Here is a 20,944-nt window from a genome sequence, read left to right as displayed (position 1 = left end):
CTAGCCGGCCTTGGTCTCCGGGACCCGGTCGGCGTCGCGGCCCGACGGCTGTGCAGGCACCTTCGGCTTGGCGCCCGCGGCCTCGGCGGCGAGCAGCTCCTTGGCCTTCGCCGCGTAGATGTCCACGTACTCCTGGCCCGAGAGTTCCATCAGGGCGTACATGATCTCGTCGGTGATCGAACGCTCGATGAAGCGGTCGCCGGCCAGGCCGTCGTAGCGGGAAAAGTCGAGCGGCGCGCCGAAGCGGATCTCGAGGCGGCGGGGCCACCACATCTTGGAGCCGATCGGGTTGACCTTGTCCGTGCCGACCATGGCGACGGGCACGACCACGCCCTTCGACTCCAGCGCGATGCGGGCGACGCCGGTCTTGCCCTTGTACAGGCGGCCGTCGGGCGAGCGCGTGCCCTCGGGGTAGATGCCGAGCAGGTGGCCCTGCTTCACGAGGCGGATGGCGGTGTCGAGCGCGGCCTGCGCCGCGTTGCCGCTGGAGCGGTCGATGGGGAACTGGCCGACGCCGGTGAAGAACCACTTCTTGAGCAGGCCCTTGAAGCCCGGCTCGGTGAAGTACTCCGACTTCGCCGGGAACGTGACCTTGCGCTTCACGCGCAGCGGCATGAAAAAGGAGTCGGCCACGGCCAGGTGGTTGCCGGCGAGGATCGCGCCGCCGTCCTCCGGGATGTTTTCGGCGCCGACGACCTTCGTCGGCCACAGCGTCTTGAGCAGTGGTCCGATGAACACGAACTTCATGAGCCAGTACAGCACCGCGCTCTAGTCCTTCCCGAGGCTCGACGTCCGAGTTCCCAGTGGTCAAGCCTACGAAACCTCCAGGTGCGCGCACAATGCGGGACGAGCCGCTACTGGGTGGCAGCGATCGATCTCACAGCGGTACCAGGCAGTTCCGGGCACCGGCCGGGGCCCCACAAGACCACTCGACCGTGAGAGCATGGAAGACCTACACCGCTTCGATCGGAAGGGCGTTCGTCATGGGCGTGCTCGCCGGCGCGGAACCGTTCGCCCACACCGGTTCCTCCGGGGCCGGGTTCCTGCTGTGCCACGGCTTCACCGGGACGCCGGCCGGCCTGCGGGCCTGGGGCGACCACCTGGCCGAGGCCGGGTTCAGCGTGCGCTGCCCGCTACTGCCGGGCCACGGCACGCGCTGGCAGGACCTGAACCGGACCACGTGGGAAGACTGGTACGGCGCCGTCCGCGAAGAGCTGCTCGCCCTGCTGGCCGAAAACGACACCGTGTTCGTCGGCGGGTTGTCGATGGGTGGCACGCTCACGCTGCGGCTGGCCGAGGAGTTCGGCGACCGGATCGCCGGGATCGTGCTGGTCAACCCGTCGGTCACGCGGCTGAGCGCCGACGCGAAGGTGCTGCCGCTGCTCGCGCGCGTGATCCCGTCGATCCCCGCGATCGCCAACGACATCGCCAAGCCCGGCGTCACGGAGCTGGCCTACCCGCGCACGCCGGTGCGCGCCGCCGCGAGCCTGGCGCGCCTGTGGAAGATCGTGCGCGCCGACCTGGGCAAGGTCACGCAGCCGGTGCTGCTGCTCCACTCCCGCGTCGACCACGTGGTGGAGCCCGAGAACTCGCGGATCGTGCTGGCCGGCGTCGCCAGCACGGACGTGACCGAGGTGGTGCTCGAGAACAGCTTCCACGTCGCGACTCAGGACAACGACGCGGAACTGATCTTCAGCCGCAGTGTCGACTTCGCCCGGGCGCTGCGGGCGGGACAGGTGGGTGCCTGATGACCCGGGGGAAAGGCACGGACGGGCCCGAGGACGTCGACGCCACGTTCGCCGAGATCGTGGCCGACCTGCGTGCCGAGGGCGTGGGTCTGTTCCTCGAAGAGGACGCGCTCGAGCTCGCCGACGACACGGCGGGCGAACAGGCCGGCGACCCGTCCCCGCCGCCGGTCGCCAAGACCGACCCGAAGCCCGACAAGCCCGAGAAGGCACCCGAGGCCGACAACTGGCGCACCGGCGGCACCACGTGGGACGCCACGATGTTCAGCGACGACCCGGCCGAGGACGACGAGCACTTCGTGCCGCCGGAGCCGCCGCCGCTGCCGCGTCCGCGCAAGGGCGCGTTCGTGGTGCTGCTGTTCTTCGTGGTCGGGTTGCTGCTGCTGATCGTGCCGAACCTGATCGGCGTCGGGCCCGCGCTGGCGACGCCGCTGGGCATCCTCGCGCTCGCCACGGCCATCGCGCTCCTGCTGCTGCGGGTGCGCCAGGGCCCGCCGCCGGGTGCCGACCCGACCAACGGCGCCCAGGTCTGACCGGGCGGGTATGCGGATCGACTTCAGTCCTTCGCGGCGTTCGACGATCGGCGCGGAGTGGGAGCTGGCCCTGGTGGACCGGCGCAGCGGCGAGCTGGCCTCGGTCGCGGAACGGATCCTCGACGCGGTGCGCCCCGACGGCGCCGACGAGCACCCCAAGATCAAGCAGGAGCTGCTGCTCAACACCATCGAGGTGATCAGCGGCGTCTGCTCCACCGTCGCCGAGGTGAAGGCCGATCTGGCCGAGTCGCTCGACGTCGTGCACAAGGTCACCGACCCGCTGGGCGTGGAGCTGTTCTCGGCGGGCACGCACCCGTTCTCCAACTGGTACCGGCAGAAGGTGACCGACAAGGCGCGCTACGCCAAGCTCATCGACCGCACCCAGTGGTGGGGCCGGCAGATGCTGATCTACGGCGTCCACGTGCACGTCGGCCTCGACCACCGCGACAAGGTGCTGCCGGTGCTCGACGCGCTGCTCAACTACGCGCCGCACCTGCAGGCGCTTTCGGCGTCCTCGCCGTACTGGGGCGCGGAGGACACCGGCTACGCGTCGAACCGCGCGCTGATGTTCCAGCAGCTGCCCACCGCCGGGCTGCCGTTCCAGTTCCGCGACTGGGCCGAGCTGGAGCACTACGTCGACGACATGTTCACCACCGGCGTGATCGACCACTTCTCCGAGATCCGCTGGGACATCCGGCCCGCGCCGCACTTCGGCACGATCGAGATGCGCGTGTGCGACGGCCTGCCGACGCTGGAGGAGGTCGGCGCGATCGCGGCGCTCACGCAGTGTCTCGTCGAGGACTTCAGCACGCGCCTCGACCACGGCGAGCGGCTCCCGACGTTGCCGCCGTGGCACGTGCAGGAGAACAAGTGGCGCGCCGCCCGCTACGGCACGGACGCGATCATCATCCTCGACGCCGCCGGCCGCGAACGGCTCGTCACCGACGACCTCACCGACCTGCTGGAGAAACTCGAACCCGTCGCGCGACGGCTCGGCTGTGCGGCCGAACTGCGCGACGTCGAGACGATCCTGAAGTACGGCCCGAGCTACCGGCGCCAGCGCGCGGTGGCCAAGCAGCACAACGGTTCTCTCAAAGCCGTGGTCGCTTCGCTGGTCGCGGAGATGCGCGACGGGATCGCGCGCTAGCCGGCGTCCAGTTCGCGCAGCAGCGTGCCCGGGCCCATGATCGACGCGCCCAGCGCGGTGACCCGGGACCGCAGCTCGCGGTCGGCCGTGACCACCACGACGTGGTCGCCCGGCCGGGCCCGCGCGGTGACCTCGACGATGTGCGAGTCGCCGTCGGCCGGAGCCGTCGCGATCTCCACGCCGGTGACCGGATCGACGCCGCGCGCCTGCCCTTCGACGACGAGGACCACCCGCGGCCACCACTCCCACGCCGGCCCGGCGCCGATGCCCGCGATCGCGTCGGCGATCCCCCGCTCGGCCAGCTTCGCCAGCCGGTCGCGCAGGCGTTCGGCCGCGCCGCGGCGGTCGCGCCACCAGCCGTCGGGCCGGGAGCCCACCACGTTGGCGCCGTCGACGACCAGCACGACCTCACGGCCGAGCTGTTCACGCAGCCCCGGCCAAGACTCGGCGAAGTCGCGGTGCAACGGCAGCTCGGCCACGTCCTCGGGCGCGACCCAGCGCAGCTCGGCGCTCTCCTGGTTGGCCACGCGCGCGTCGAGCGAACCGTCGGCCACGCCGAGCACGGTGGTGTAGCGCCAGGTCCCGTGGTCGAGCACCGACGCCGACAGCGCACGGAACGCCGTCTTCGGCACATCGGCCTCTTCCCACGCCTCGCGGGCCGCCGCCTCGCGCACGGTCTCGCCCGTCTCCAGCGCGCCGCCGGGCAGGGCCCAGGTGCCGCCGTTGTGCACCCACCAGGCCCGCCGCTGAAGGAGAACCCCGCGGGCGGGATCGGACAGGAGCAGCCCGGCCGCGCCGTGCGCACCCCAGTGCAGCCGTCCGCACGAACACCGCACGAAGCGGTTGGCGGTCATCGGCGTCACCCGGCCAGCCTTCCACAGGAAGCCCGCCGGACGCAGCCTCCTGGTGCAGGACTGTGATCGTCAGCCGCGTTCGCCGAGCCGTTCCGCGACGAACGCCGTGCAGGCGTCGAGGCTGTCCTTCAGCCGGTTCGCGCGCTTGCGCAGCAGCTCCAGTTCGAGCCGGCTCGGTGGCTGGTTCTCCCGGATCCGGAAGACCACCCCGGCCAGGCGGATCGACAGGCCGTAGGTCACGGAGTCGGCCGTGTCCAGGAGTTCCTGCAGCACGCGCTGGTCACCGGCGGTGAGTCCCGGGGCACCCGGCCGGGGTTCACGAGTGCCCCGGGACGCGGTGGCCCTGCCGCCACCCGACGTGGCGACAGGGGTCGAGGCGTCCCCAGGTGGTGCGGACGGGGAGGTTCGCGTGGCGTCAGGCGCGGCAGCACCGGGATCGTCCTGCGGGCCCTCGCCCGCGAGGCGGAGTCGTGCGGTCATGGTCAGCCCCGCGCTTTCGAGAGTCCGGCCGGGCGCGACGCGACATCCGGGCGCGCGTCCGGAATCCCCAGCGCGCGACGGAAAGCCGCGTCGCACGGCGGGCAAGTCGGGTCGAGCCAGGGTTTGCCGGGGCTGTGGATGTCGTGCTCCCCGACGGTCGGCTCCGAGCCGCACAAGGCCACGAACGTCGCCCCGGCATCGAGCGAGCCGAGGTGCACGGCCGCTCTCGCGTGACGCTGTCCTTCCGCTTGCTGCCACACGTACATGGAGCCCTCCCCAGCTGATCGACCACCAATTCTTTGCTCGTGACGAGTTTCTTCTGTGCATGCACAACTTGCAAGGACTGATGATTGAATACACCCGAACGGGGTGCACATGTACTGATAGGGTTTGTGCATGCCCAGCACACGTGCGACACCCCGGCAGGTCGAACTCGGCGTCCTGTTGCGCAAGATTCGCAAGCGCGCCGGTCTCACTCAGCCGCAAGTGGCCGAGTTGGTGAACCGCTCGCACTCACACATCTCGCGCCGTGAGCGCGGAGAACTCGGCTTCGAGGAACAAGCCGAGCTGGAGCGAACCTTGACGGTCACCGGCGCCACGAGCGAGGAGACCAGCCAGGCGCTTCGCCTCTTCCGCGACGGAACCGACCCGAACTGGCTGATCCCCGGCATCGCCCGGGACCTGGTGGTGGTCACCGAGTACGAATCGGTCGCGAATGACATCTTCTCGTATCAGCCGTCGCTGATTCCCGGACCATTACAGATCCCGGAGTACACCCGCGTGATGATGGTCGACGGTGACATGCCGGAAGCCGAGATCGATGGCAAGCTCGAACTGCGAGCAGCACGACGGCGGAGGCATCTCGACGGCAGCGCGCGGTACGAAACTGTCATCGGCGAGCAGGCGATCCGGTACCCGGCATGCCCGCCCGATGTTGCGGTGAGGCAGCTACGCGATCTCTGCGAGATAGCCGAGCTTTCCCACATCTCGATTCAGCTGCTGCCATTCCGGCTGGGCTATCACCCGGCGCGGGAAGGCGGCTTTGACCTCATCCGCTCGGATTCGACGACGGTGGTCCATGTCGAGCAGTACCGCTCTTCGACGACCCTGACCAACACCCGCGACGTGAAAGACTACGTCGAAGCGGCGGAGAGGATTCGTCGTGACGCGATGGGCGCAGTCGCTTCGGTGCGAGCCATCGCGAAAATCGCGGATGAGTTGGAGCGAACGGGATGAACGAAGGTGCTTGGCGGACGTCGTCCTACAGCGGCAGCCAGGGCGAGTGTGTTGAGGTACGCACGCGCTCCGAGGAAGCCGGTGTGCGCGACTCCAAGGACCGTGACGGCGGCTCCCTGCTGATCGGCGGGAACGCCTGGCGGGCGTTCCTGAACGGTGTCTGGCGGACGTCGTCCTACAGCGGCCAGCAAGGTCAGTGTGTCGAGGTCTGCACGCTTTCCGAAGAGGCCGGTGTACGCGATTCCAAGGACCGCGAGGGCGGCTCCCTGCTGATCGCCGGGGAGGCGTGGCGGGCGTTCCTGGAACGCCTCTGACCGTTGCGGTTTGCGGTGGAAGTGCCCCAGCATCCCGACGGTGCTGGGGCACTTCCGCGTCCAGGGAACGTCAGCGTCAGCCGGCGACAGCGTCAGCCGGCGACAGCGTCAGCCGGCGACCTCGGCGACCGGCGCCTTGGCCGCGTCGAGGGCCAGGGCCGCGGCGCCGACGATGGCGGTGTCGTCGCCCAGGTGGGCGGTGCGGATGCGGGCCAGCGGGCGGTAGCGCGCGCCGGTGATGGCGCCTGCGTAGTGCTCGCGGGCCTCGTCGAGGAACAGCGGCGCCGACTCGGACACGCCGCCGCCGATCACGATGATCTCGGGGTCGAACACGTCCGCGACCAGCGCCAACCCTTCGCCGAGCCACTTGGCCAGCTCGGCCATCGCGCGCAACGCGATGGGGTCGCCGTCGCGGGCGGCGCCGGCGACGCGGCGGCCCGTGACCGAGCCCGGGTCGCCCGCGACCTCGCGCGAAAGCACCGTCGAGCGGCCTGGGTAGCGCGCGAGCAGCTCCACGGCGGTGGCGGCCAGCGCCGTGCCGCTGCAGTAGCGCTCCCAGCAGCCGTACTTGCCGCACGGGCACGCGCGCCCGCCCGGCACCACGGTGAGGTGGCCCAGCTCGGGGGCGACGCCGTAGGCGCCGCGGTAGATCTCGCCGTCGAGCAGCAGCCCGGCGCCGATGCCGGTGCCGAGCGCGACCAGCGCCGCCACCTGCGCGCCGCGGGCCGCGCCGAAGCGGTGCTCGCCGACGACGGCCGAGTTCACGTCGTGCTCCAGCGTCACCGGCAGGCCCACGCGCTTCTCGATGCGGTCGGCCACCGGCGCGTCGCGCCACGCGAGGTGCGGCGCGAACATCACCGACCGGCGGTCGCGCGCCACGAACCCGGCTACCGCCAGGCCCACGGCCGCGACGTCGTGGCGGTTGCGCAGGTCCTCGACGACGCCGGCAATGGCGTCTTCGAGGGCGTTCTCTTCACTCGGTGTCCCGACGCGTGCGGTGTCCAGGAGCGATCCCCGCTCGTCCACCACACCGGCGCGCACACTCGTGCCGCCGACGTCCACCCCTATCGTCAGCACTCAGTTCTCCCGCTCCGGCCGCCAGTCTTCCCGCTTGCGGACGGCGATGTGCTGCACCCGGGCGGCGGCTCCCGGGTCGTCCGCGGGGCTGGGCGCAGGTCGGGGCGCGGGCCGGAAACCCGGCATGTGCACACCCTCGTCGGGCTCCCAGCGGTCCGCGAGCACCGCCCGCAGCAACGCCACCAGCTGCGCCGCCTGCTCCAGCAGCCGGGCGGCGAACTCCGGCCGTTCACCTCGCACGACGGCGACGATCGCACACAACGGGCACCAGCCGCACCCCGAAGTCCCGGACACCCCCGCAGCACCCGGCTCGCTGTCGTGGGACGGCTCGTGGACCTCGTCGCGGCCGTGCCCGGCGGCCATCAGGCCTTCCAGCCACGGCGCGGCCCGCTCCACCACCAGCTCCACGAGCAGGCGGATCTCCTCGGCCAGCCGCAGGCCTTCGGCCGCGTACCCGGGCTCGTCCTCTTGGCTCACGAGCGACCCCGGTTCCCGGCCAGGCTGATGACCAGACCATTCGCATCGGACTCGGCGCCGGTGATCCGGCACGGCCGCAGCGTCTCCGGCAGGGCGATCAGCCGGCGGAAGCCGTCGACGGTGATCGCCAGGTCGTCGTCGACGCGGGCGAGGTCCACGTCGGACTCCTGCTGCAGCGGGATCGCGATGCGCAGCCGGAAGCCGTCGGCCTCCGGCGTGACCTGCAGCAGCGGCGTGACGGGCTTTCCCGTGCCGGACAAGGGATCCCGCGTGCCGTAGAGCTCGCGCGCCAGCTCGGCGAGCGCCTCGGCGCCCACCGGCTCGCTCGCCCGGTGCTCGACGCGCGCGAGGTCGGCCGGCCCGAACCCGGCGCCCGCGAGCTCGGCCAGCACGGCGTCCTGCTGGGCGCGCCGCGTGCGCAGCCAGGTGGCGGCCGAACCCCGCCAGAACCCGGGCGCGGGCATCAGGCGGTTGGCGATCAGGCCGTCGACGGCGATGCCGCGCAGGGCCAGCGACGTGAGCGTGCGACGGGCCTCGGCGACGACCATGCGCTCCGGTGTGAGCACCAGCCGCACGGTGGTCACGGACCGGTCGGTCAGCAGCTCACGCAGCGAGTCCAGGTGCGCGGCCAGGCGCCGCACGGACCCGGCGACGCGGCCGCGGCGGCCGTAGGCCTTGTTCAGGTAGCCCGCGACGGCCTCGGGCAACGCCAGCAGACGCAGCGTCTCGGCGGTCGGACCGCAGTCGACCACCACCGTCTCCCACGGCCCGTGCCCGGCAAGGCGCTGCACCTCGCCGAGGGCGAGCAGCTCGTCGACGCCCGGGAGCACGGTCAGCTCCTCGGCGTCGAGTGCGTCGAGCCCGGCGCCGGCCAGCAGCGTGCGCAGCTGGTCGCGCAGCTCGGGCCACGTCCGGTCGGCCAGCACGCGGGAGTCGACCTGGGCGGCCCACAGGCCGGCCGGTGAGCCGTCGCCGCGGACGTCCACTTCGGACGGTTCCGGGCCCAGCGCCGCGCCGAACGCGTCGCCGAGCGAGTGCGCCGGGTCGGTGGACACCACGAGGGTCTTCCTGCCGCGCCCGGCGAGCGCGGTGGCGGTGGCCGCGGCGAGCGTGGTCTTCCCGACACCCCCCTTGCCGGTGAACAGCAGGATCCGCATGTCGCCCTAGCCTTCGGCCCGTCGCTTCAGCTCCTTGAGCGCCGTGTCCATCACCATCTTCTCGGCCTTGCGCCGGAGCAGGCCGATCATCGGCAGCGCCAGCTCCACCGAGAGCGTGTAGGTGACCTTCGTGCGCCCGTCACGCAGCGCTTCGAGCGCGTAGCGGCCGTTCTGCGCCTTCTGCATCTGGCCCTTGACCAGGTGCCAGCTCACGCCGAGCCCGCTCGTGTCCCAGTCGTACTCGAGCGTGTAGACGTCCTTGATCGGCCCGGCGTCCAGGGTCAGCTTCACCTGCTTGGCCCGTCCGGCGTCGTCGGTGCCCAGCACCTCGACCTCCTGGACGGCCTTCGCCCACTCCGGGTACGCGGGGAAGTCGGCGATCACCGTCATCACCCGTTGGGGCTCGGCGTCGACCTCGATGGACTGCGTGGACTGCTCGGCCATGGGACGAAGCGTAGCCGGAGAGCCACGTCACCAGCGCAGCACGTAGGGCTGCCCGGTCTCCTTGAAGTGACCCACGTTACGACACTCGGTGTGACCGAGCCGCCGCCGAGAGGCCAGCGGCTGGTGCACGTGGCCGAACACCGACCAGCGTGGCCGCTGCTCTCGGATGAGCTCCAGCAGCGCCTGCGAGCCCAGCTCGGCGCGCCGCGCGACCACGTCGTACGTCAGCTCGGCCACGGCCGGCGGGATGTGCGTGCAGAGCACGTCGACGTCCGACAGCTTGGCCACGCCCTCGTCGAACTCCTCGCGGGCCCGCAGGTAGGGCCGCCAGGCGGCACCCTTGCGCGGCCGCGGCACCACGCCTTCGGGCAGCACCGCTCCGCCGACGAACCCGAACCGCAGGCCGCCGATGGTGGTGACCTCGCCGTCGAGCACTTGCACACCGTCGCCGACGAACTCGGGCCACAGCGCGGGCGAGTCGACGTTGCCGGGCGTGGCGTAGGTCGGCGCGGTCATCGAGGCGAAGAGCGTGGCGTACTGCTCGCGCACGGCCTCGTCGACGGCCGCGGCCGGGTCGTCGAGCGTGGCCCACAGCGTGCGCGAGTAGGCGACCGTCTCGTCGCGGGTGCCCTCGCGGCGCAGGCGCGCGAACTGCGCGACCTTGTCCGCACCGAACAGGGCGCCCATGATGCCCTTCTCGTGCTCGCGGTAGTCGACGAAGTCCAGCAGGTCGCCGAGCACGACCAGCGCGTCGGCTCCCTCACCCGCCCGCTTCAGCGCGTCGGCGTTGCCGTGCACGTCCGAAACGACGTGAACCCGCACAAGACCCTCCTAGTCAGTGGTCCCGAGGTCTTCGGCCCGAGGCGGGATCCCGGGTTCGCGCCCGTCCTCGAGGACGTGCTTGAGCTCCAGTGCGAGGTGCTTCGCCGCGCGGGCCCGCCGGTCGAACTCCCGGCGCAGCTCACGCGGAGTCAGGGTCCGCGGCGCACCGCCGGGTCGGGAGGGCGTCGCGCGCAGGAAGTAGTGCAGCACGGTGCCGTCGAGCACGGGTTCCAGCCAGACCTCCATCGTACCGACGAGCGCACCCGTCACGGTCCAGCGCAAACCCTTGTCGCCACGGTCGGTGTACACCTGAAGTGACAGGTCCGGCCAGTACCGCCGCCAGGCGGCCGGGTCGGCGAACGCGGCGGCGATCGTGCTCGGCGGTACCACGATGAAGGTCTCGTCCACGAGATCGAGAGCGGGTGGTCCGGGGTTCACAGGCGCAGAATGTCACGACCTCGTCCGGCGGGTCGGCGCGGCGTGGTCTTAAGGTCTACGGCAAGCTAAGTTGACCGGCGGGTAACACCGCACGCGTCGAACACGGAGGTCCACGTGCGCGAATACAGCGCCCCCGCCGGGAAGCCGGTGACCGACGACGAGAACCTGGCCGACGTCGTCTGGGCGAACGCCGAGCGGTTCTCCGACGTCGTGAGCTTCCGCCGGCAGGTCGAGGGCACCTGGCTGGACGTGACGGCCAAGGACTTCGCCGACCAGGTCGCGGCCGTCGCCAAAGGCCTGATCGCCGCCGGCATCGGCCACGGCGACCGCGTCGCGCTCATGTCGAAGACCCGCTACGAGTGGACGCTGATCGACTTCGCGATCTGGGCCGCGGGCGCGGTCACCGTCCCGATCTACGAGACGTCGTCACCCGAGCAGGTGCACTGGATCCTGTCCGACTCGGCCGCCAAAGCCGTGCTGGTGGAGACCGACACGCACCGCGAGTCCGTGGACGCGATCCGAGACCGGCTCATCACCCTGCAGCACACCTGGCAGATCGAAGGCGCCTCCCCCGCGGTCGACGAGCTGACCGCGCTGGGCGCCGAGGTCACCGACGACGACCTGCACGCGCGCCGCCGCGAGGTCGGCGCGGGCGAGCTGGCCACGATCGTCTACACCTCGGGCACCACGGGCCGGCCCAAGGGCGTCGAGCTGACGCACCGCAACCTGCTGGCCGAGATCCGCGCCGACATCGAGGCGTTCCCCGAGCTCATGGAGCAGGGCAACTCGCTGCTGTGCTTCCTGCCGCTGGCCCACATCCTGGCCCGCGCGATCGCCGTGACCGCGCTGTCGGCCCGCGTGACGCTGGGCCACACACCGGACGTGAAGAACCTCGTCGCGGACCTCGGCACGTTCCGGCCGACGTTCGTGGTCGCCGTGCCGCGCGTGTTCGAGAAGGTCTACAACTCGGCCAAGCAGAAGGCCCACAGCGAGGGCAAGGGCAAGATCTTCGACGCGGCCGAGGCGACCGCGGTCGACTACAGCCACGCCGTGGACAAGGGCAGCGTCGCGTTCGGCCTGCGGGCCAAGCACCTGGTGTTCGACAAGCTCGTGTACAGCAAGCTGCGCGCGGCCCTGGGCGGCCGGTGCGTCGCCGCGGTGTCGGGCGGCGCCCCGCTCGGCGGGCGGCTGGCCCACTTCTTCCGCGGCATCGGTGTGCCCGTGTTCGAGGGCTACGGTCTCACCGAGACCTCGGCGGCGGCCAACGTGAACACCAAGACCGCGTTCCGCGTCGGCACGGTCGGCAAGCCCGTGGCGGGCACTTCGGTGCGCATCGCCGACGACGGCGAGATCCTGCTCAAGGGCAACGTCGTGTTCGGCGCGTACTACAACAACGCCACCGCGACCGCCGAGTCGCTCACCGACGGCTGGTTCCACACCGGCGACCTGGGCGAGCTCGACGACGAGGGCTTCCTCAAGATCACCGGCCGCAAGAAGGAGATCATCGTGACGGCCGGCGGCAAGAACGTCGCGCCGTCGGGCCTCGAGGACACGATGAAGGCGTCGCCGCTGATCAGCCAGGCCATGGTGGTCGGCGACCAGCGGCCGTTCATCGCCGCGCTGGTCACCATCGACGAGGAGTTCTTCCCGTCCTGGAAGACCCAGCACGGCAAGCCCGCGCAGGCCACCGTCTCCGACCTGGCGGCCGACGAGGACCTGCTCAAGGAGATCCAGACGGCGGTCGACGAGGCCAACAAGCAGGTCTCCCACGCCGAGGCGATCAAGAAGTTCACCGTGCTGGCCAAGGACTTCACCGAGGCGAGCGGCGAGATCACGCCCTCGCTGAAGCTCAAGCGCAACGTGGTGAACAAGAACTACGCGTCCGACATCGAGGCCCTCTACAAGCGGTAATTTCGGCCCCGGCTCCGCCGGGCGTGCGAGATCGCCTTTGAGCCGGCTTCCGGATTGTGCGGTCGGATCGGCCGGGGCCGATCGCACCGCCCAATCCGGAAGCCGGCGCGATCTCGCTGGTGAGGCTTGGTCAGTGGTCGAGACCGTCGCGGTGCGGTGAAGCAACCAACGCCGCGGCGGGGTTCTCGGGGGTCAGCTCTGCGGGTAGCCCTGCTGCTGTTGCTGCTGGTACTGGGGCTGGCCTTGGGGTTGCTGCGGGGCGTGCTGGGCCTGCTGCTGGCCGGGCTGCTGCGGCGCGCCGTCGGGGACCACGTAGACGGCGGTGCCGTAGGCGGCGATCTCGCTGGCGGTCTGGGCGATCTCGTTGCAGTCGAAGCGCAGCGCGAGCACGGCGTTGGCCCCGTGCGCCATGGCTTCCTGCGAAAGGCGGCCCAGCGCCTCGTAGCGGGAGTCGGACAGCAGCTTGGACAGGCCCTTGAGCTCACCGCCCGCCATGGCCTTGAAGCCGGCACCGAGGTTGGAGAACATGTTGCGGCTGCGCACGGTGAGGCCGAAAACCTCGCCGAACACGCGAACGACGCGATAGCCGGGCAGATCGTTCATCGTGGACAGCATGATCGGGAACTGCATGGGGGGTGCGGGTTGGGTCATGCGCCGGATCGTAGCCACCGGCGGCGCCGCGCACTCGCGAATCAGCCTGTGATTCGCTCGTTCCAGTCGATGTGGTGGTGGTACAGCCAGCCGGGCTTCTCGCCGACGTCGTGACCCGCGCTCGTCGCCACCAGTTTCTCCACGCGGGTGCGCCGCAGCTTCTCGTAGGCGGCGAACGCGGACGGCGCGTCGGGCAGGTCGCGCAGGCACAGCGCGAGCACCACGCTGTCCTCCAGCGCCATCGACGCGCCCTGCCCGGCGGCCGGGGAAGCCGCGTGGGCCGCGTCGCCGACGAGCACCATCGTGCCGGTGGACCAGACGCGGGTGGTGGGCACGTCGTACGAGTGGCCACCGAAGACGTCTTCGCCGGTCGCGGCCACGATGTCGGCGCACGGCAGCGGGTCGCCGTCGAAGGCCGCGTGGGCGAACTCGCGCCAGCCGTCCGGGGTCACCGCCGCGATCTCGTCGCGCGGGCGTTCGGTGTCGGGGATGCGAGCGAACCAGAAGGTGGCGCCGTCGGGCGCGGTGGTGAAGCCGAAGGCGGCGCGGGTGCCGCGGATCATGCGGTAGACGCCGGGCGCGGCGGGCAGGCCCTCGGCGCGGGTGTAGCCGTAGACCACGGTGAGGCCGGTGAAGCGGGGGCGGTCGGCGTCCGGGTCGATGAGGGTGCGGACCTCGGAGCGCACGCCGTCGGCGCCCACGAGCACGTCGCCGGTCGCGGTGGAGCCGTCGGCGAAGGTGGCGACGACGCCTTGAGCAGTGGTTTCGGCGGAGACGAGGCGGCGGCCGTGCTCCACGGTGATCCCGCGGCGGCCGGCTTCCTCCTGCAGCGCGCGGTAGAACGCGGCGCGGGTGAGCGTGCGCGGCCCGGCGAGCTCACCGGTGTCGAACTCGCGCGTGCCCATCGACGTGCCGTCCGGCCCGACCAGCTCGACACCGAGGGCGGCGAACGACACGTCGTTCACGGGGCCGTCGGCGTCGATCACCTTCAGCGCGTCCATGCCGTTGTGCATCACCGTGAGGAACGCGCCGGCGTCGGCTCCTCCGGAGGGATAGGCCTCGAAGACCACGGGTTCGTGGCCGGCGCGCTGCAGCGCCATCGCCGTGACCGTGCCCGCGACGCCACCGCCGGCGATGAGAACGCGCATCGAAATCCCCCCAGTGCCCGAGTCCGTGCCACCGCCGACCGTACCGGGCGGCGGTGACACGAAAGCGGGGCGCGGGTGGCTCAGGCGGTCTGGGCGACGGCGAGGCGCAGGCAGACGACGAGCGCGCGCACGGCTTCCTCGACCTCTTCGAGAACCGGGAAGGTCGGCGCGATGCGGATGGTCGCGTCCTTCGGGTCGTCGCCGTACGGGTGCGTGGCCCCGGCCGGGGTCAGGGCGACGCCGGCTTCCTTGGCCAGGCGCACGATCTCCTTGGCGGTGCCCTCGGGCACGGTCAGCGAGATGAAGTACCCGCCGGTCGGCTTGGTCCAGGCGGCCAGGCCCGAGCCGCCCAGCTCCTCGGTGAGGATGCGGTCGACGGCCGCGAACTTCGGCGCGATGATCTCCGCGTGCTTGCGCATGTGGGCGCGCACGCCGTCGGCGTCCTTGAGGAACATCGCGTGCCGCAGCTGGTTGACCTTGTCCGGGCCGATCGTGCGCTTGGCCAGCACACCCGACCACCACGCGATGTTGGCCGCCGACGACCCGAAGAACCCGACGCCGGAGCCGGCGAGCGTGATCTTCGAGGTGGAGCCGAACACGAACGCGCGGTCGGCGTTGCCGGCCTCGGCGCACAGCGCCAGGATGTCGGCGACCTCGACCTCGGTGTCCGTGAGGTGGTGCACGGCGTAGGCGTTGTCCCAGAAGATGCGGAAGTCCGGCGCGGCCGTGGGCATCGCGGCCAGGCGGCGGGCGACCTCGTCGGAGAAGGTGACGCCGGTCGGGTTCGAGTACTTGGGCACGCACCAGATGCCCTTGATGCCGGCGTCCTCGGCCACGAGACGCTCGACCACGTCCATGTCCGGGCCCTCGTCGGTCATCGGGACCTGGATCAGCTCGATGCCGAAGCGCTCGGCGAGCGCGAAGTGGCGGTCGTAGCCCGGCACCGGGCACAGCATCGCGACGCGCGGCTCGTCTGCCCAGCGGCGCTCACCGCCCGGCAGGGTGCTCAGCAGCGCCTGCACCACGGCGTCGTGCATCAGCTCGAGGCTCGAGTTGCCGGCCGCGAGCAGCTGGTCGACGGGGACCTGCAGCGCGCCGGCGAAGATCCGGCGCAGCTCGGTCAGGCCCTTGAGGCCGCCGTAGTTGCGCGTGTCGGTGCCGTCTTCGGCCTTGTACTCGCCGTTCGGCAGCGTGAGCAGGTCCGCGGAGAGGTCGAGCTGCCGGGGGGACGGCTTGCCGCGGGTGATGTCCAGGGAGAGGCCGCGCTCGACGAGCGCCGCGTAGTCGCGACGGGCGGTGTCGACGTCGACGGGAGCAGTGGTCATGGGCTCAACGCTAAACCGCGCGTCGATACCATTTCGGGTGACCCCCTGTCCAGGGTCTACGGTGGGGTCTCGTGCGTCTCGTGATCCATGCCGATCAGCGTCAGTTCTCGTTGCGGGACAACACCGCCTGGGTCCCCGGCGACGGCGGGTGGTCCGACGAGGCGGTGACCTCGCACCGGATCGCGGTGGAGCCGTCGTCGCTCGCGGTCGCCACCGCGCGTTCCGATCTGGTCGAGGTCGACGTCGCCCTGCACGCCGCCGCGCCCGCCATTCCGGCCGACGCGGAGCACGCGGTCGAGGCCGACCTCGCCGTGCCGGGCGGGACGGTGACGCTCGCCGGTCCGGCCGACTACCCGGGCCAGGAACACGAGCTGGTGCTCGCTCCCGGCCGCTACCGCGTGCGTGTGTCCTATGTGGAGAGCGGGCCGCCGGCCGTGACGTGGAACGAGCACGAGTACGGCGAGCACTTCCGCTACGTCGTGGACCTGTGGCCGGTTGCCGAGCCGGCGCCCGTCGCCGTGGTGCGCCAGGGCGCCGCGGTCTGGGACGGCTGACCGGAAGCGGCCATCCGGGACCCCTCCCGCTCCTGCGCTCTTACCGTCTTCGCAGAGCAACGCGGAAAGCGGGGAGAGGCAGTGCGGGACAGCCAGAAAGCCGAGATCGTCCGGATCTCCGAGGCGGTGGCGCGGTCGATGTTCGGCCAGGCCGCGATGTACTGGGGCATCGACCGCGAGGTGCACGCGCGGCTGCCCGAGACGATCCGCCGCCACGCCGAGGGCCTGCTGCCGCCGCTCGCGCAGGCAGCCGTCGCAGATGCGACGCCGGACCTGGCCGAGGCGCAGGCGTCGGTGGAGCTCGCCCTGCGGGACACGCTGCGCGCGTCGGCAGCGGAAGCCGTGGAGTCCACCTCGGCGCGGCTGCTGCCGGACCTGGCCGAACGCGCGGTGCGGGCGGCGACGCCGGACGTCGAGTCCCTTCGCGCGAAGCTGGTGTCGGCGGCCACGCCGGAGGTGGCCGAGGCCGTGCGCGAGCAGACGGCCCAGACCGTGGCCGGAGCCGTGCAAGAGGCCACCGCCAAGGTGCGGTCCACGCTCGCCGAGCAGCTCCGGCGCACGGTGCTGCCGGATCTCGCCCGCGAGGCCGTCACGAAGGCGACGCCCGATCCCGAAGAGCTGCGCGAGCACCTGCTGCACGAAGCGACGGCCGCGTTGTCCGGCAAGATCGAGAAGGCCGTGGCCGAGGTGGCGCGGCAAGCCAAACCCGACCTGGTCGAGCGGGTGACGGCCGTGGCGGTGGCGCGCGTCCGCTCTGCCGTGCAGGCGGCGGCGGAGAAGGAGCTCGCGAAGTATTCGCCGACCGTGGTGTCGGTGGTGCTGCCGCAGGGCAAGCCGATCGAGCTGGCCGAGGACACGCACGCCGTGCTGCCGGAGGTGCTGGTGGCCCTGCACGCGCGCTGCCACGTGCTGCTGGTCGGTCCCGCGGGCACGGGCAAGTCGATGCTGGCCAAGCACGCGGCGCAGGCGCTGGGGCTGCAGTTCCAGGCGTTGTCGCTGGGCCCGACCACGCCGATGAGCAAGGTGTTCGGCTACTACGACGCCAACGGCCACTACCACGACACCCCGTTCCGGCGGGCGTTCGAGCACGGCGGCGTGATGCTGCTCGACGAGCTCGACAACGGCCACCCCGGCCTGCTGGCCGAGCTCAACCAGGCGCTCGCGCTCGGCGTGTGCGCCTTCGCCGACCGCATGGTGACCGCGCACGCCGACTTCCGGCTCGGGGCCACCGGCAACACCTACGGCACCGGCGGCGACCGCCAGTACGTCGGCCGCCAGACGCTGGACTCGGCCACGCTGGACCGGTTCGTGGTGCTCGACGTGCCCATCGGCGAGGGACTGGAGGAACGCGTCGCGCTGCGGCACGCGCCTTCGCACCCGGACGCGGTGGAGGAGCTGGTGGCGTCGATCCGGGAGCTGCGCGCGACGGCGCTGGCCAAGAAGCTCCCGGTGATCCTCTCGCCGCGCGCCAGCATCGACGGCGCGAAGCTGCTGGAAGCCGGCGCGACCGTGGAGCAGGTCATGCAGTGGCGCGTGATCCGCGGGCTGTCGGACGCCCACCGCGCGGCGCTCGGGCTGGACTGATGCTGCCCGTCCACCTGCCCCCGATGCTGTCGTGGCACGAGTTCGTGGAGAAGGCCACCGCGCCGCCGACCGTCGTCGGCGCGGAGAGCCGCCGGTCCAAGGGCGGCTGGCACGGCGCGACCTGGGAAGAGGCGCTCACGCTCGCCGTCGACGGGTGGCCATTGGCGCTGGAGGAAGCCGACGTCACCGTGGCCGAGCTACGGGCGGGCGCCGGCCTCGACCAGGGGGCGACCGAGCTGGAACCCGCGTGGGACGTGACCGGCAGCGAGGTCGACATCGCCGCCTTCCTGGCCGGGGTGCCCGAATGCATGGTGGACGCGGTGCCGCGCCAGGTGTCGCGGCGCGGCAAGGTCGTCACGTTCCTCATCCCGGCCGGCTACTCGCACGCGATCGGGCACCAGGTGATCATCAACCGCGGCCTCGCGCTCGCGACACTCTGCACGGCGATCATCGACGTCGGCCACAGCGTCGAAATCTGGTCGGGGGACACGAGCACGCTGCGGACGCCGGAGGGAAAGCTGCGCTCCCGCGCGATGGCCCGGGTGATCACCGCGGGCGAGCCCTTCGACGTCGGCCGGCTGATCTTCGCCGTGGCCCACCCGGCCATGCTGCGCCGGCTCTGGTTCGGCGTGTGGGACGGCCAACCGAAGGAAGTCGCGAAAGCCATGATGCTCGACAACTACGGCCTGCCCGCCCCGTGCCGGACCGACGACCTGCCAGCCGACATCGCCGACCCGTACGTGTTCCCACACCTGGAGGAACACGACCGCCAGTGGGACGACCTGCCGTCCGCGCTGGCGTGGAGCAGGCGGATGTTCGGGGAGCTGGGGCTGATCCAGCACTGACACGGCGCTGCACCGCCGGCAGCAACCACGATCACGTGCGGCGCTGCTTCTCGGCGAGATCGGACAAAGCCGCTCGGAGATTCACGATCAGGCGTCCGCCGGTGTTGTCACGGCCGCCGAGGGCCAGGACAGCCGAGGGCCCGCCGCCAACGGCGAGGCCGATCACCTGATTGCCTCGGACGTCCGTCGTGAGCCCGACGGTGACCTCGATCCGCCTGCCCACAGTGGAGGTGATCACAAGGTCGGCTGCGTGCAGTGGGACGACCTGCCGTCCGCGCTGGCGTGGAGCAGGCGGATGTTCGGGGAGCTGGGGCTGATCCGGCACTGAAAACACCGTGCGCGGCCCGGCCGCGGTCAGACTGGGGCGCGTGCACATGATCGACTTGCCCGACACCGTCCGCGGCGCCCTCGAACTCGAAACCACCGAACGCGGCCTGGTGCCGCACCGGCTGCCCGCGTGGGCTCGCGCGCGAGGGGACGCGCAGCTGGCCATGGTGGAGGCGCAAGCCTCCGGGGTGCGGCTGGCGTTCCGGACCGCCGCGACCGTGGTGGAGCTGGACGCGCTGCGCACCAAGGTGTCCTACGTCGGCGCGGCGGCCCGGCCCGACGGGGTGTACGAGCTGTTCGTGGACGGCACGCCCACCGGCGCCGGGACGGTGGGCGGCGGGGACGAGCTTGTTGTCGACATGACGACCGGCTCGACCGAGGTGCGCCGCGGCGAGCCGGGCACGGTGCGGTTCGCCGGCCTGCCCGCGCGGACCAAGGACGTCGAGATCTGGTTGCCGCACAACGAACTCACCACGCTCGTCGCGCTCCGAGCCGACGCGCCCGCCAGCGCGCCGACCTCGGCCGGCCGCCGGCGGTGGCTGCACCACGGCAGCTCCATCAGCCAGGGCTCGGGCGCGGCCAGCCCCACCACCACGTGGCCGGCCGTCGCCGCTCGGCACGCGGGCGTCGAGCTCACCAACCTCGGCTTCGGCGGCAGTGCGCTGCTGGACCCGTTCACGGCCCAGGTCATGCGCGACACCCCGGCCGACGTCGTGAGCGTGAAGCTCGGGATCAACCTCGTCAACGCCGACCTGATGCGCCTGCGCGCTTTCGGCCCCGCCGTGCACGGCTTCCTGGACACGATCCGCGCCGGCCACCCCACCGCTCCCCTGCTGGTCGTCTCGCCGCTGCTGTGCCCCATCCACGAGGACACCCCGGGCCCCGGCGCCCCGGTCTTCGAAGCCGACGGGGTGGTCCGCTTCCGCGCGACCGGTGAACCGGGCCCGGGCAAGCTGACGCTGCGGATCATCCGCGACGAACTGGCGCGGATCGTCGCCCAGCGCTCCGACGACCCCAACCTGCATCTGCTCGACGGTCTGACTCTTTACGGCGAGCAGGACTTCGCGGAGCTGCCCCTACCCGACGCTCTGCACCCGGACGCCGAGACCCACCTGCGCGTGGGTGAGCGCTTCGCGCGCCTGGCGTTCGGTGCGGGCGGTGCGTTCGGGAACGGGTAGCCAGTCTGGCTCGGCACGGCGCACGCCGGCCGAACCAGACTCGCGCGAAGCGATCAGTAGCCGGAAACCCCGCCGGTACCGTTCGCCGTGGTCGCCGGCGCGGACCCGCGCGGGGTGACGACCAGCGCGTGCCACGTGCCCAACACGCCGTCGCCCTTCGTCTGTCCGGGGGCGGTGTCCTGGGCGTAGGTGTAAACAGGCTTCCCGTTGAAGGTCTCCTGCTCGATCCCGTCGGAGCGGGTGAACGTGGCGAGCTGCCCGGGCAGGCTCACCCCGTTCGCGGGCTGTGCCGGGCCGGTGATCGGCGGCCAGAGCGACTTGCACCCGCTGTCGGTGCACGCCGACATGCCGGGCTTGTCCTCGTCGAACGTGTAGAGCGTGAAGCCCTTGGCGTTCACGAGAACTGTCCCGAGCGACGTGTTCGCCTCACCCACCGTCGTGAGCGCGGCTGCCGAGGAGGCGGGCGCCTGAGCGCCGGCCGGCGGGGGCGCCGAGGCGGCCATGCCGCCGCTCCCGCACGCCGCCAGCACGGCCATCGCCGCAGCCGCGCTGCCCGCCATCGCGAGAATCCTGAGGTTCTTCACGTTTCCACCCTTCTCCTTCGCGATTCCCCCACACCCGGAATCACGTAGGGTCCCGGTTCCGGGTTCGACCGAAACCCCTTGCCGCGACGCGGATCACACCGACCCGTCCACTG

The 20,944-nt window shown here is 71.6% G+C and carries 25 protein-coding genes; 10 read left to right on the top strand and 15 right to left on the bottom strand.

The genetic code is table 11. The features are described from left to right. Positions 1 to 762 carry a lysophospholipid acyltransferase family protein gene (locus ACFY1H_RS44270; RefSeq protein WP_366583500.1) on the bottom strand — a complete coding sequence of 254 codons (762 nt, stop codon included), beginning with the start codon at positions 760 to 762 and terminating at the stop codon, positions 1 to 3. Positions 763 to 983: 221 nt separating this feature from the next. Here ACFY1H_RS44270 and ACFY1H_RS44265 point away from each other — a divergent pair, with 221 nt between their 5' ends. From ACFY1H_RS44265 to ACFY1H_RS44255, 3 genes are read left to right on the top strand one after another with little or no spacing between them, the layout of a single operon-like run. After that, positions 984 to 1,748: an alpha/beta hydrolase gene (locus ACFY1H_RS44265; RefSeq protein WP_386956088.1), complete on the top strand. Its 765-nt coding sequence runs from the start codon at positions 984 to 986 to the stop codon at positions 1,746 to 1,748. Then, on the top strand, positions 1,748 to 2,278 hold the full coding sequence (locus ACFY1H_RS44260) for a hypothetical protein (RefSeq protein ID WP_366583501.1): 531 nt from the start codon (positions 1,748 to 1,750) through the stop codon (positions 2,276 to 2,278). Before ACFY1H_RS44265 ends, ACFY1H_RS44260 begins: the two co-directional genes overlap by 1 nt. Positions 2,279 to 2,288: 10 nt before the next feature. Continuing rightward, positions 2,289 to 3,425 (top strand): glutamate--cysteine ligase, encoded by a 1,137-nt coding sequence (locus tag ACFY1H_RS44255; RefSeq protein ID WP_366583502.1) that lies wholly within the window; start codon positions 2,289 to 2,291, stop codon positions 3,423 to 3,425. Here ACFY1H_RS44255 and ACFY1H_RS44250 read toward each other — a convergent pair. The 3 genes from ACFY1H_RS44250 to ACFY1H_RS44240 all read right to left on the bottom strand — a co-directional run bounded on the left by ACFY1H_RS44250 (position 3,422) and on the right by ACFY1H_RS44240 (position 5,025). After that, positions 3,422 to 4,288: an NUDIX domain-containing protein gene (locus ACFY1H_RS44250; protein ID WP_386956074.1), complete on the bottom strand. Its 867-nt coding sequence runs from the start codon at positions 4,286 to 4,288 to the stop codon at positions 3,422 to 3,424. The two genes, ACFY1H_RS44255 and ACFY1H_RS44250, sit on opposite strands and share 4 nt — an antisense overlap. Positions 4,289 to 4,348: 60 nt before the next feature. Beyond that, positions 4,349 to 4,552 (bottom strand): hypothetical protein, encoded by a 204-nt coding sequence (locus tag ACFY1H_RS44245; RefSeq protein WP_386956072.1) that lies wholly within the window; start codon positions 4,550 to 4,552, stop codon positions 4,349 to 4,351. 209 nt (positions 4,553 to 4,761) lie between these two features. Next, a complete protein-coding gene (locus ACFY1H_RS44240) occupies positions 4,762 to 5,025 on the bottom strand; it encodes a zinc finger protein (RefSeq protein ID WP_386956071.1) in 264 nt (87 codons plus the stop codon). Positions 5,026 to 5,155: 130 nt separating this feature from the next. On the opposite strand from ACFY1H_RS44240, the gene ACFY1H_RS44235 reads away from it, so the two are divergent. Both ACFY1H_RS44235 and ACFY1H_RS44230 read left to right on the top strand, forming a co-directional pair. Beyond that, on the top strand, positions 5,156 to 5,995 hold the full coding sequence (locus ACFY1H_RS44235; protein ID WP_366583506.1) for a helix-turn-helix transcriptional regulator: 840 nt from the start codon (positions 5,156 to 5,158) through the stop codon (positions 5,993 to 5,995). Continuing rightward, the gene (locus tag ACFY1H_RS44230; RefSeq protein ID WP_366583507.1) at positions 5,992 to 6,309 is read left to right on the top strand and encodes a DUF397 domain-containing protein; all 318 of its coding nucleotides are present in this window, start codon (positions 5,992 to 5,994) and stop codon (positions 6,307 to 6,309) included. Before ACFY1H_RS44235 ends, ACFY1H_RS44230 begins: the two co-directional genes overlap by 4 nt. Positions 6,310 to 6,417: 108 nt before the next feature. Here the strand turns inward: ACFY1H_RS44230 and ACFY1H_RS44225 are convergent, their stop codons facing one another. The 6 genes from ACFY1H_RS44225 to ACFY1H_RS44200 are packed head-to-tail and all read right to left on the bottom strand — an operon-like array spanning position 6,418 to position 10,724. Beyond that, positions 6,418 to 7,371, bottom strand: coding sequence for an ROK family protein (locus tag ACFY1H_RS44225; protein WP_285974727.1), 954 nt, complete (start codon positions 7,369 to 7,371; stop codon positions 6,418 to 6,420). A gap of 15 nt (positions 7,372 to 7,386) precedes the next feature. Further along, positions 7,387 to 7,863: a hypothetical protein gene (locus tag ACFY1H_RS44220; protein ID WP_366583508.1), complete on the bottom strand. Its 477-nt coding sequence runs from the start codon at positions 7,861 to 7,863 to the stop codon at positions 7,387 to 7,389. Continuing rightward, a complete protein-coding gene (locus ACFY1H_RS44215; protein WP_386956070.1) occupies positions 7,860 to 9,020 on the bottom strand; it encodes an ArsA family ATPase in 1,161 nt (386 codons plus the stop codon). Before ACFY1H_RS44215 ends, ACFY1H_RS44220 begins: the two co-directional genes overlap by 4 nt. 6 nt (positions 9,021 to 9,026) lie before the next feature. Further along, a complete protein-coding gene (locus tag ACFY1H_RS44210; RefSeq protein WP_366583510.1) occupies positions 9,027 to 9,464 on the bottom strand; it encodes an SRPBCC family protein in 438 nt (145 codons plus the stop codon). 27 nt (positions 9,465 to 9,491) lie between these two features. Then, positions 9,492 to 10,286, bottom strand: a complete 795-nt coding sequence (locus tag ACFY1H_RS44205) for a metallophosphoesterase (RefSeq protein WP_386956069.1) — start codon at positions 10,284 to 10,286, stop codon at positions 9,492 to 9,494. Positions 10,287 to 10,295: 9 nt separating this feature from the next. Beyond that, entirely contained in the window at positions 10,296 to 10,724 is a 429-nt protein-coding gene (locus ACFY1H_RS44200) for a polyketide cyclase / dehydrase and lipid transport (RefSeq protein ID WP_366583512.1), read from the bottom strand. A 114-nt stretch (positions 10,725 to 10,838) separates the two neighbouring features. On the opposite strand from ACFY1H_RS44200, the gene ACFY1H_RS44195 reads away from it, so the two are divergent. Continuing rightward, a complete protein-coding gene (locus ACFY1H_RS44195) occupies positions 10,839 to 12,635 on the top strand; it encodes an AMP-dependent synthetase/ligase (RefSeq protein ID WP_386956068.1) in 1,797 nt (598 codons plus the stop codon). 192 nt (positions 12,636 to 12,827) lie between these two features. On the opposite strand, the gene ACFY1H_RS44190 is transcribed toward ACFY1H_RS44195, so the two are convergent. From ACFY1H_RS44190 to ACFY1H_RS44180, 3 genes are all read right to left on the bottom strand, one after another. Further along, on the bottom strand, positions 12,828 to 13,286 hold the full coding sequence (locus ACFY1H_RS44190; RefSeq protein WP_386956067.1) for a YbjQ family protein: 459 nt from the start codon (positions 13,284 to 13,286) through the stop codon (positions 12,828 to 12,830). A 41-nt stretch (positions 13,287 to 13,327) separates the two neighbouring features. Further along, the gene (locus ACFY1H_RS44185; protein WP_386956066.1) at positions 13,328 to 14,434 is read right to left on the bottom strand and encodes an FAD-dependent monooxygenase; all 1,107 of its coding nucleotides are present in this window, start codon (positions 14,432 to 14,434) and stop codon (positions 13,328 to 13,330) included. 80 nt (positions 14,435 to 14,514) lie between these two features. Next, the gene (locus ACFY1H_RS44180; RefSeq protein ID WP_386956065.1) at positions 14,515 to 15,759 is read right to left on the bottom strand and encodes an aminotransferase class I/II-fold pyridoxal phosphate-dependent enzyme; all 1,245 of its coding nucleotides are present in this window, start codon (positions 15,757 to 15,759) and stop codon (positions 14,515 to 14,517) included. Positions 15,760 to 15,830: 71 nt separating this feature from the next. Here ACFY1H_RS44180 and ACFY1H_RS44175 point away from each other — a divergent pair, with 71 nt between their 5' ends. The 3 genes from ACFY1H_RS44175 (at position 15,831) to ACFY1H_RS44165 (ending at position 18,742) form a co-directional block, all read left to right on the top strand. Next, positions 15,831 to 16,313 carry a hypothetical protein gene (locus ACFY1H_RS44175; RefSeq protein WP_366583824.1) on the top strand — a complete coding sequence of 161 codons (483 nt, stop codon included), beginning with the start codon at positions 15,831 to 15,833 and terminating at the stop codon, positions 16,311 to 16,313. Between the two features lie 81 nt (positions 16,314 to 16,394). Continuing rightward, a complete protein-coding gene (locus ACFY1H_RS44170) occupies positions 16,395 to 17,897 on the top strand; it encodes an AAA family ATPase (RefSeq protein ID WP_386956064.1) in 1,503 nt (500 codons plus the stop codon). Continuing rightward, the gene (locus ACFY1H_RS44165) at positions 17,897 to 18,742 is read left to right on the top strand and encodes a hypothetical protein (protein ID WP_386956063.1); all 846 of its coding nucleotides are present in this window, start codon (positions 17,897 to 17,899) and stop codon (positions 18,740 to 18,742) included. Before ACFY1H_RS44170 ends, ACFY1H_RS44165 begins: the two co-directional genes overlap by 1 nt. Positions 18,743 to 18,773: 31 nt before the next feature. On the opposite strand, the gene ACFY1H_RS44160 is transcribed toward ACFY1H_RS44165, so the two are convergent. After that, positions 18,774 to 19,136 (bottom strand): hypothetical protein, encoded by a 363-nt coding sequence (locus tag ACFY1H_RS44160; protein ID WP_386956062.1) that lies wholly within the window; start codon positions 19,134 to 19,136, stop codon positions 18,774 to 18,776. On the opposite strand from ACFY1H_RS44160, the gene ACFY1H_RS44155 reads away from it, so the two are divergent. After that, entirely contained in the window at positions 19,117 to 20,247 is a 1,131-nt protein-coding gene (locus ACFY1H_RS44155) for a GDSL-type esterase/lipase family protein (RefSeq protein ID WP_386956087.1), read from the top strand. The two genes, ACFY1H_RS44160 and ACFY1H_RS44155, sit on opposite strands and share 20 nt — an antisense overlap. Before the next feature lie 53 nt (positions 20,248 to 20,300). On the opposite strand, the gene ACFY1H_RS44150 is transcribed toward ACFY1H_RS44155, so the two are convergent. Continuing rightward, entirely contained in the window at positions 20,301 to 20,831 is a 531-nt protein-coding gene (locus ACFY1H_RS44150; RefSeq protein WP_386956061.1) for a hypothetical protein, read from the bottom strand. Positions 20,832 to 20,944 lie beyond the last annotated feature (113 nt).

Origin of the sequence: Amycolatopsis sp. NPDC001319 (assembly GCF_042896185.1) — a bacterium.
In the GTDB taxonomy this organism is placed as follows: Bacteria; Actinomycetota; Actinomycetes; order Mycobacteriales; family Pseudonocardiaceae; genus Amycolatopsis.
The sequence above is the reverse complement of the archived record's forward strand: the minus strand, read 5'-3'. Positions and strand labels throughout refer to the sequence as shown.

Bases quoted from the DNA above. Each gene is read 5' to 3' on its own strand.
- ACFY1H_RS44240 (WP_386956071.1), bottom strand. From the start codon at position 5,025: ATGTACGTGTGGCAGCAAGCGGAAGGACAGCGTCACGCGAGAGCGGCC.
- ACFY1H_RS44230 (WP_366583507.1), top strand. From the start codon at position 5,992: ATGAACGAAGGTGCTTGGCGGACGTCGTCCTACAGCGGCAGCCAGGGC.
- ACFY1H_RS44210 (WP_366583510.1), bottom strand. From the start codon at position 9,464: ATGGCCGAGCAGTCCACGCAGTCCATCGAGGTCGACGCCGAGCCCCAA.
- ACFY1H_RS44265 (WP_386956088.1), top strand. From the start codon at position 984: ATGGGCGTGCTCGCCGGCGCGGAACCGTTCGCCCACACCGGTTCCTCC.
- ACFY1H_RS44255 (WP_366583502.1), top strand. From the start codon at position 2,289: ATGCGGATCGACTTCAGTCCTTCGCGGCGTTCGACGATCGGCGCGGAG.
- ACFY1H_RS44215 (WP_386956070.1), bottom strand. From the start codon at position 9,020: ATGCGGATCCTGCTGTTCACCGGCAAGGGGGGTGTCGGGAAGACCACG.
- ACFY1H_RS44260 (WP_366583501.1), top strand. From the start codon at position 1,748: ATGACCCGGGGGAAAGGCACGGACGGGCCCGAGGACGTCGACGCCACG.
- ACFY1H_RS44155 (WP_386956087.1), top strand. From the start codon at position 19,117: ATGATCGACTTGCCCGACACCGTCCGCGGCGCCCTCGAACTCGAAACC.
- ACFY1H_RS44185 (WP_386956066.1), bottom strand. From the start codon at position 14,434: ATGCGCGTTCTCATCGCCGGCGGTGGCGTCGCGGGCACGGTCACGGCG.
- ACFY1H_RS44165 (WP_386956063.1), top strand. From the start codon at position 17,897: ATGCTGCCCGTCCACCTGCCCCCGATGCTGTCGTGGCACGAGTTCGTG.
- ACFY1H_RS44190 (WP_386956067.1), bottom strand. From the start codon at position 13,286: ATGACCCAACCCGCACCCCCCATGCAGTTCCCGATCATGCTGTCCACG.
- ACFY1H_RS44235 (WP_366583506.1), top strand. From the start codon at position 5,156: ATGCCCAGCACACGTGCGACACCCCGGCAGGTCGAACTCGGCGTCCTG.
- ACFY1H_RS44180 (WP_386956065.1), bottom strand. From the start codon at position 15,759: ATGACCACTGCTCCCGTCGACGTCGACACCGCCCGTCGCGACTACGCG.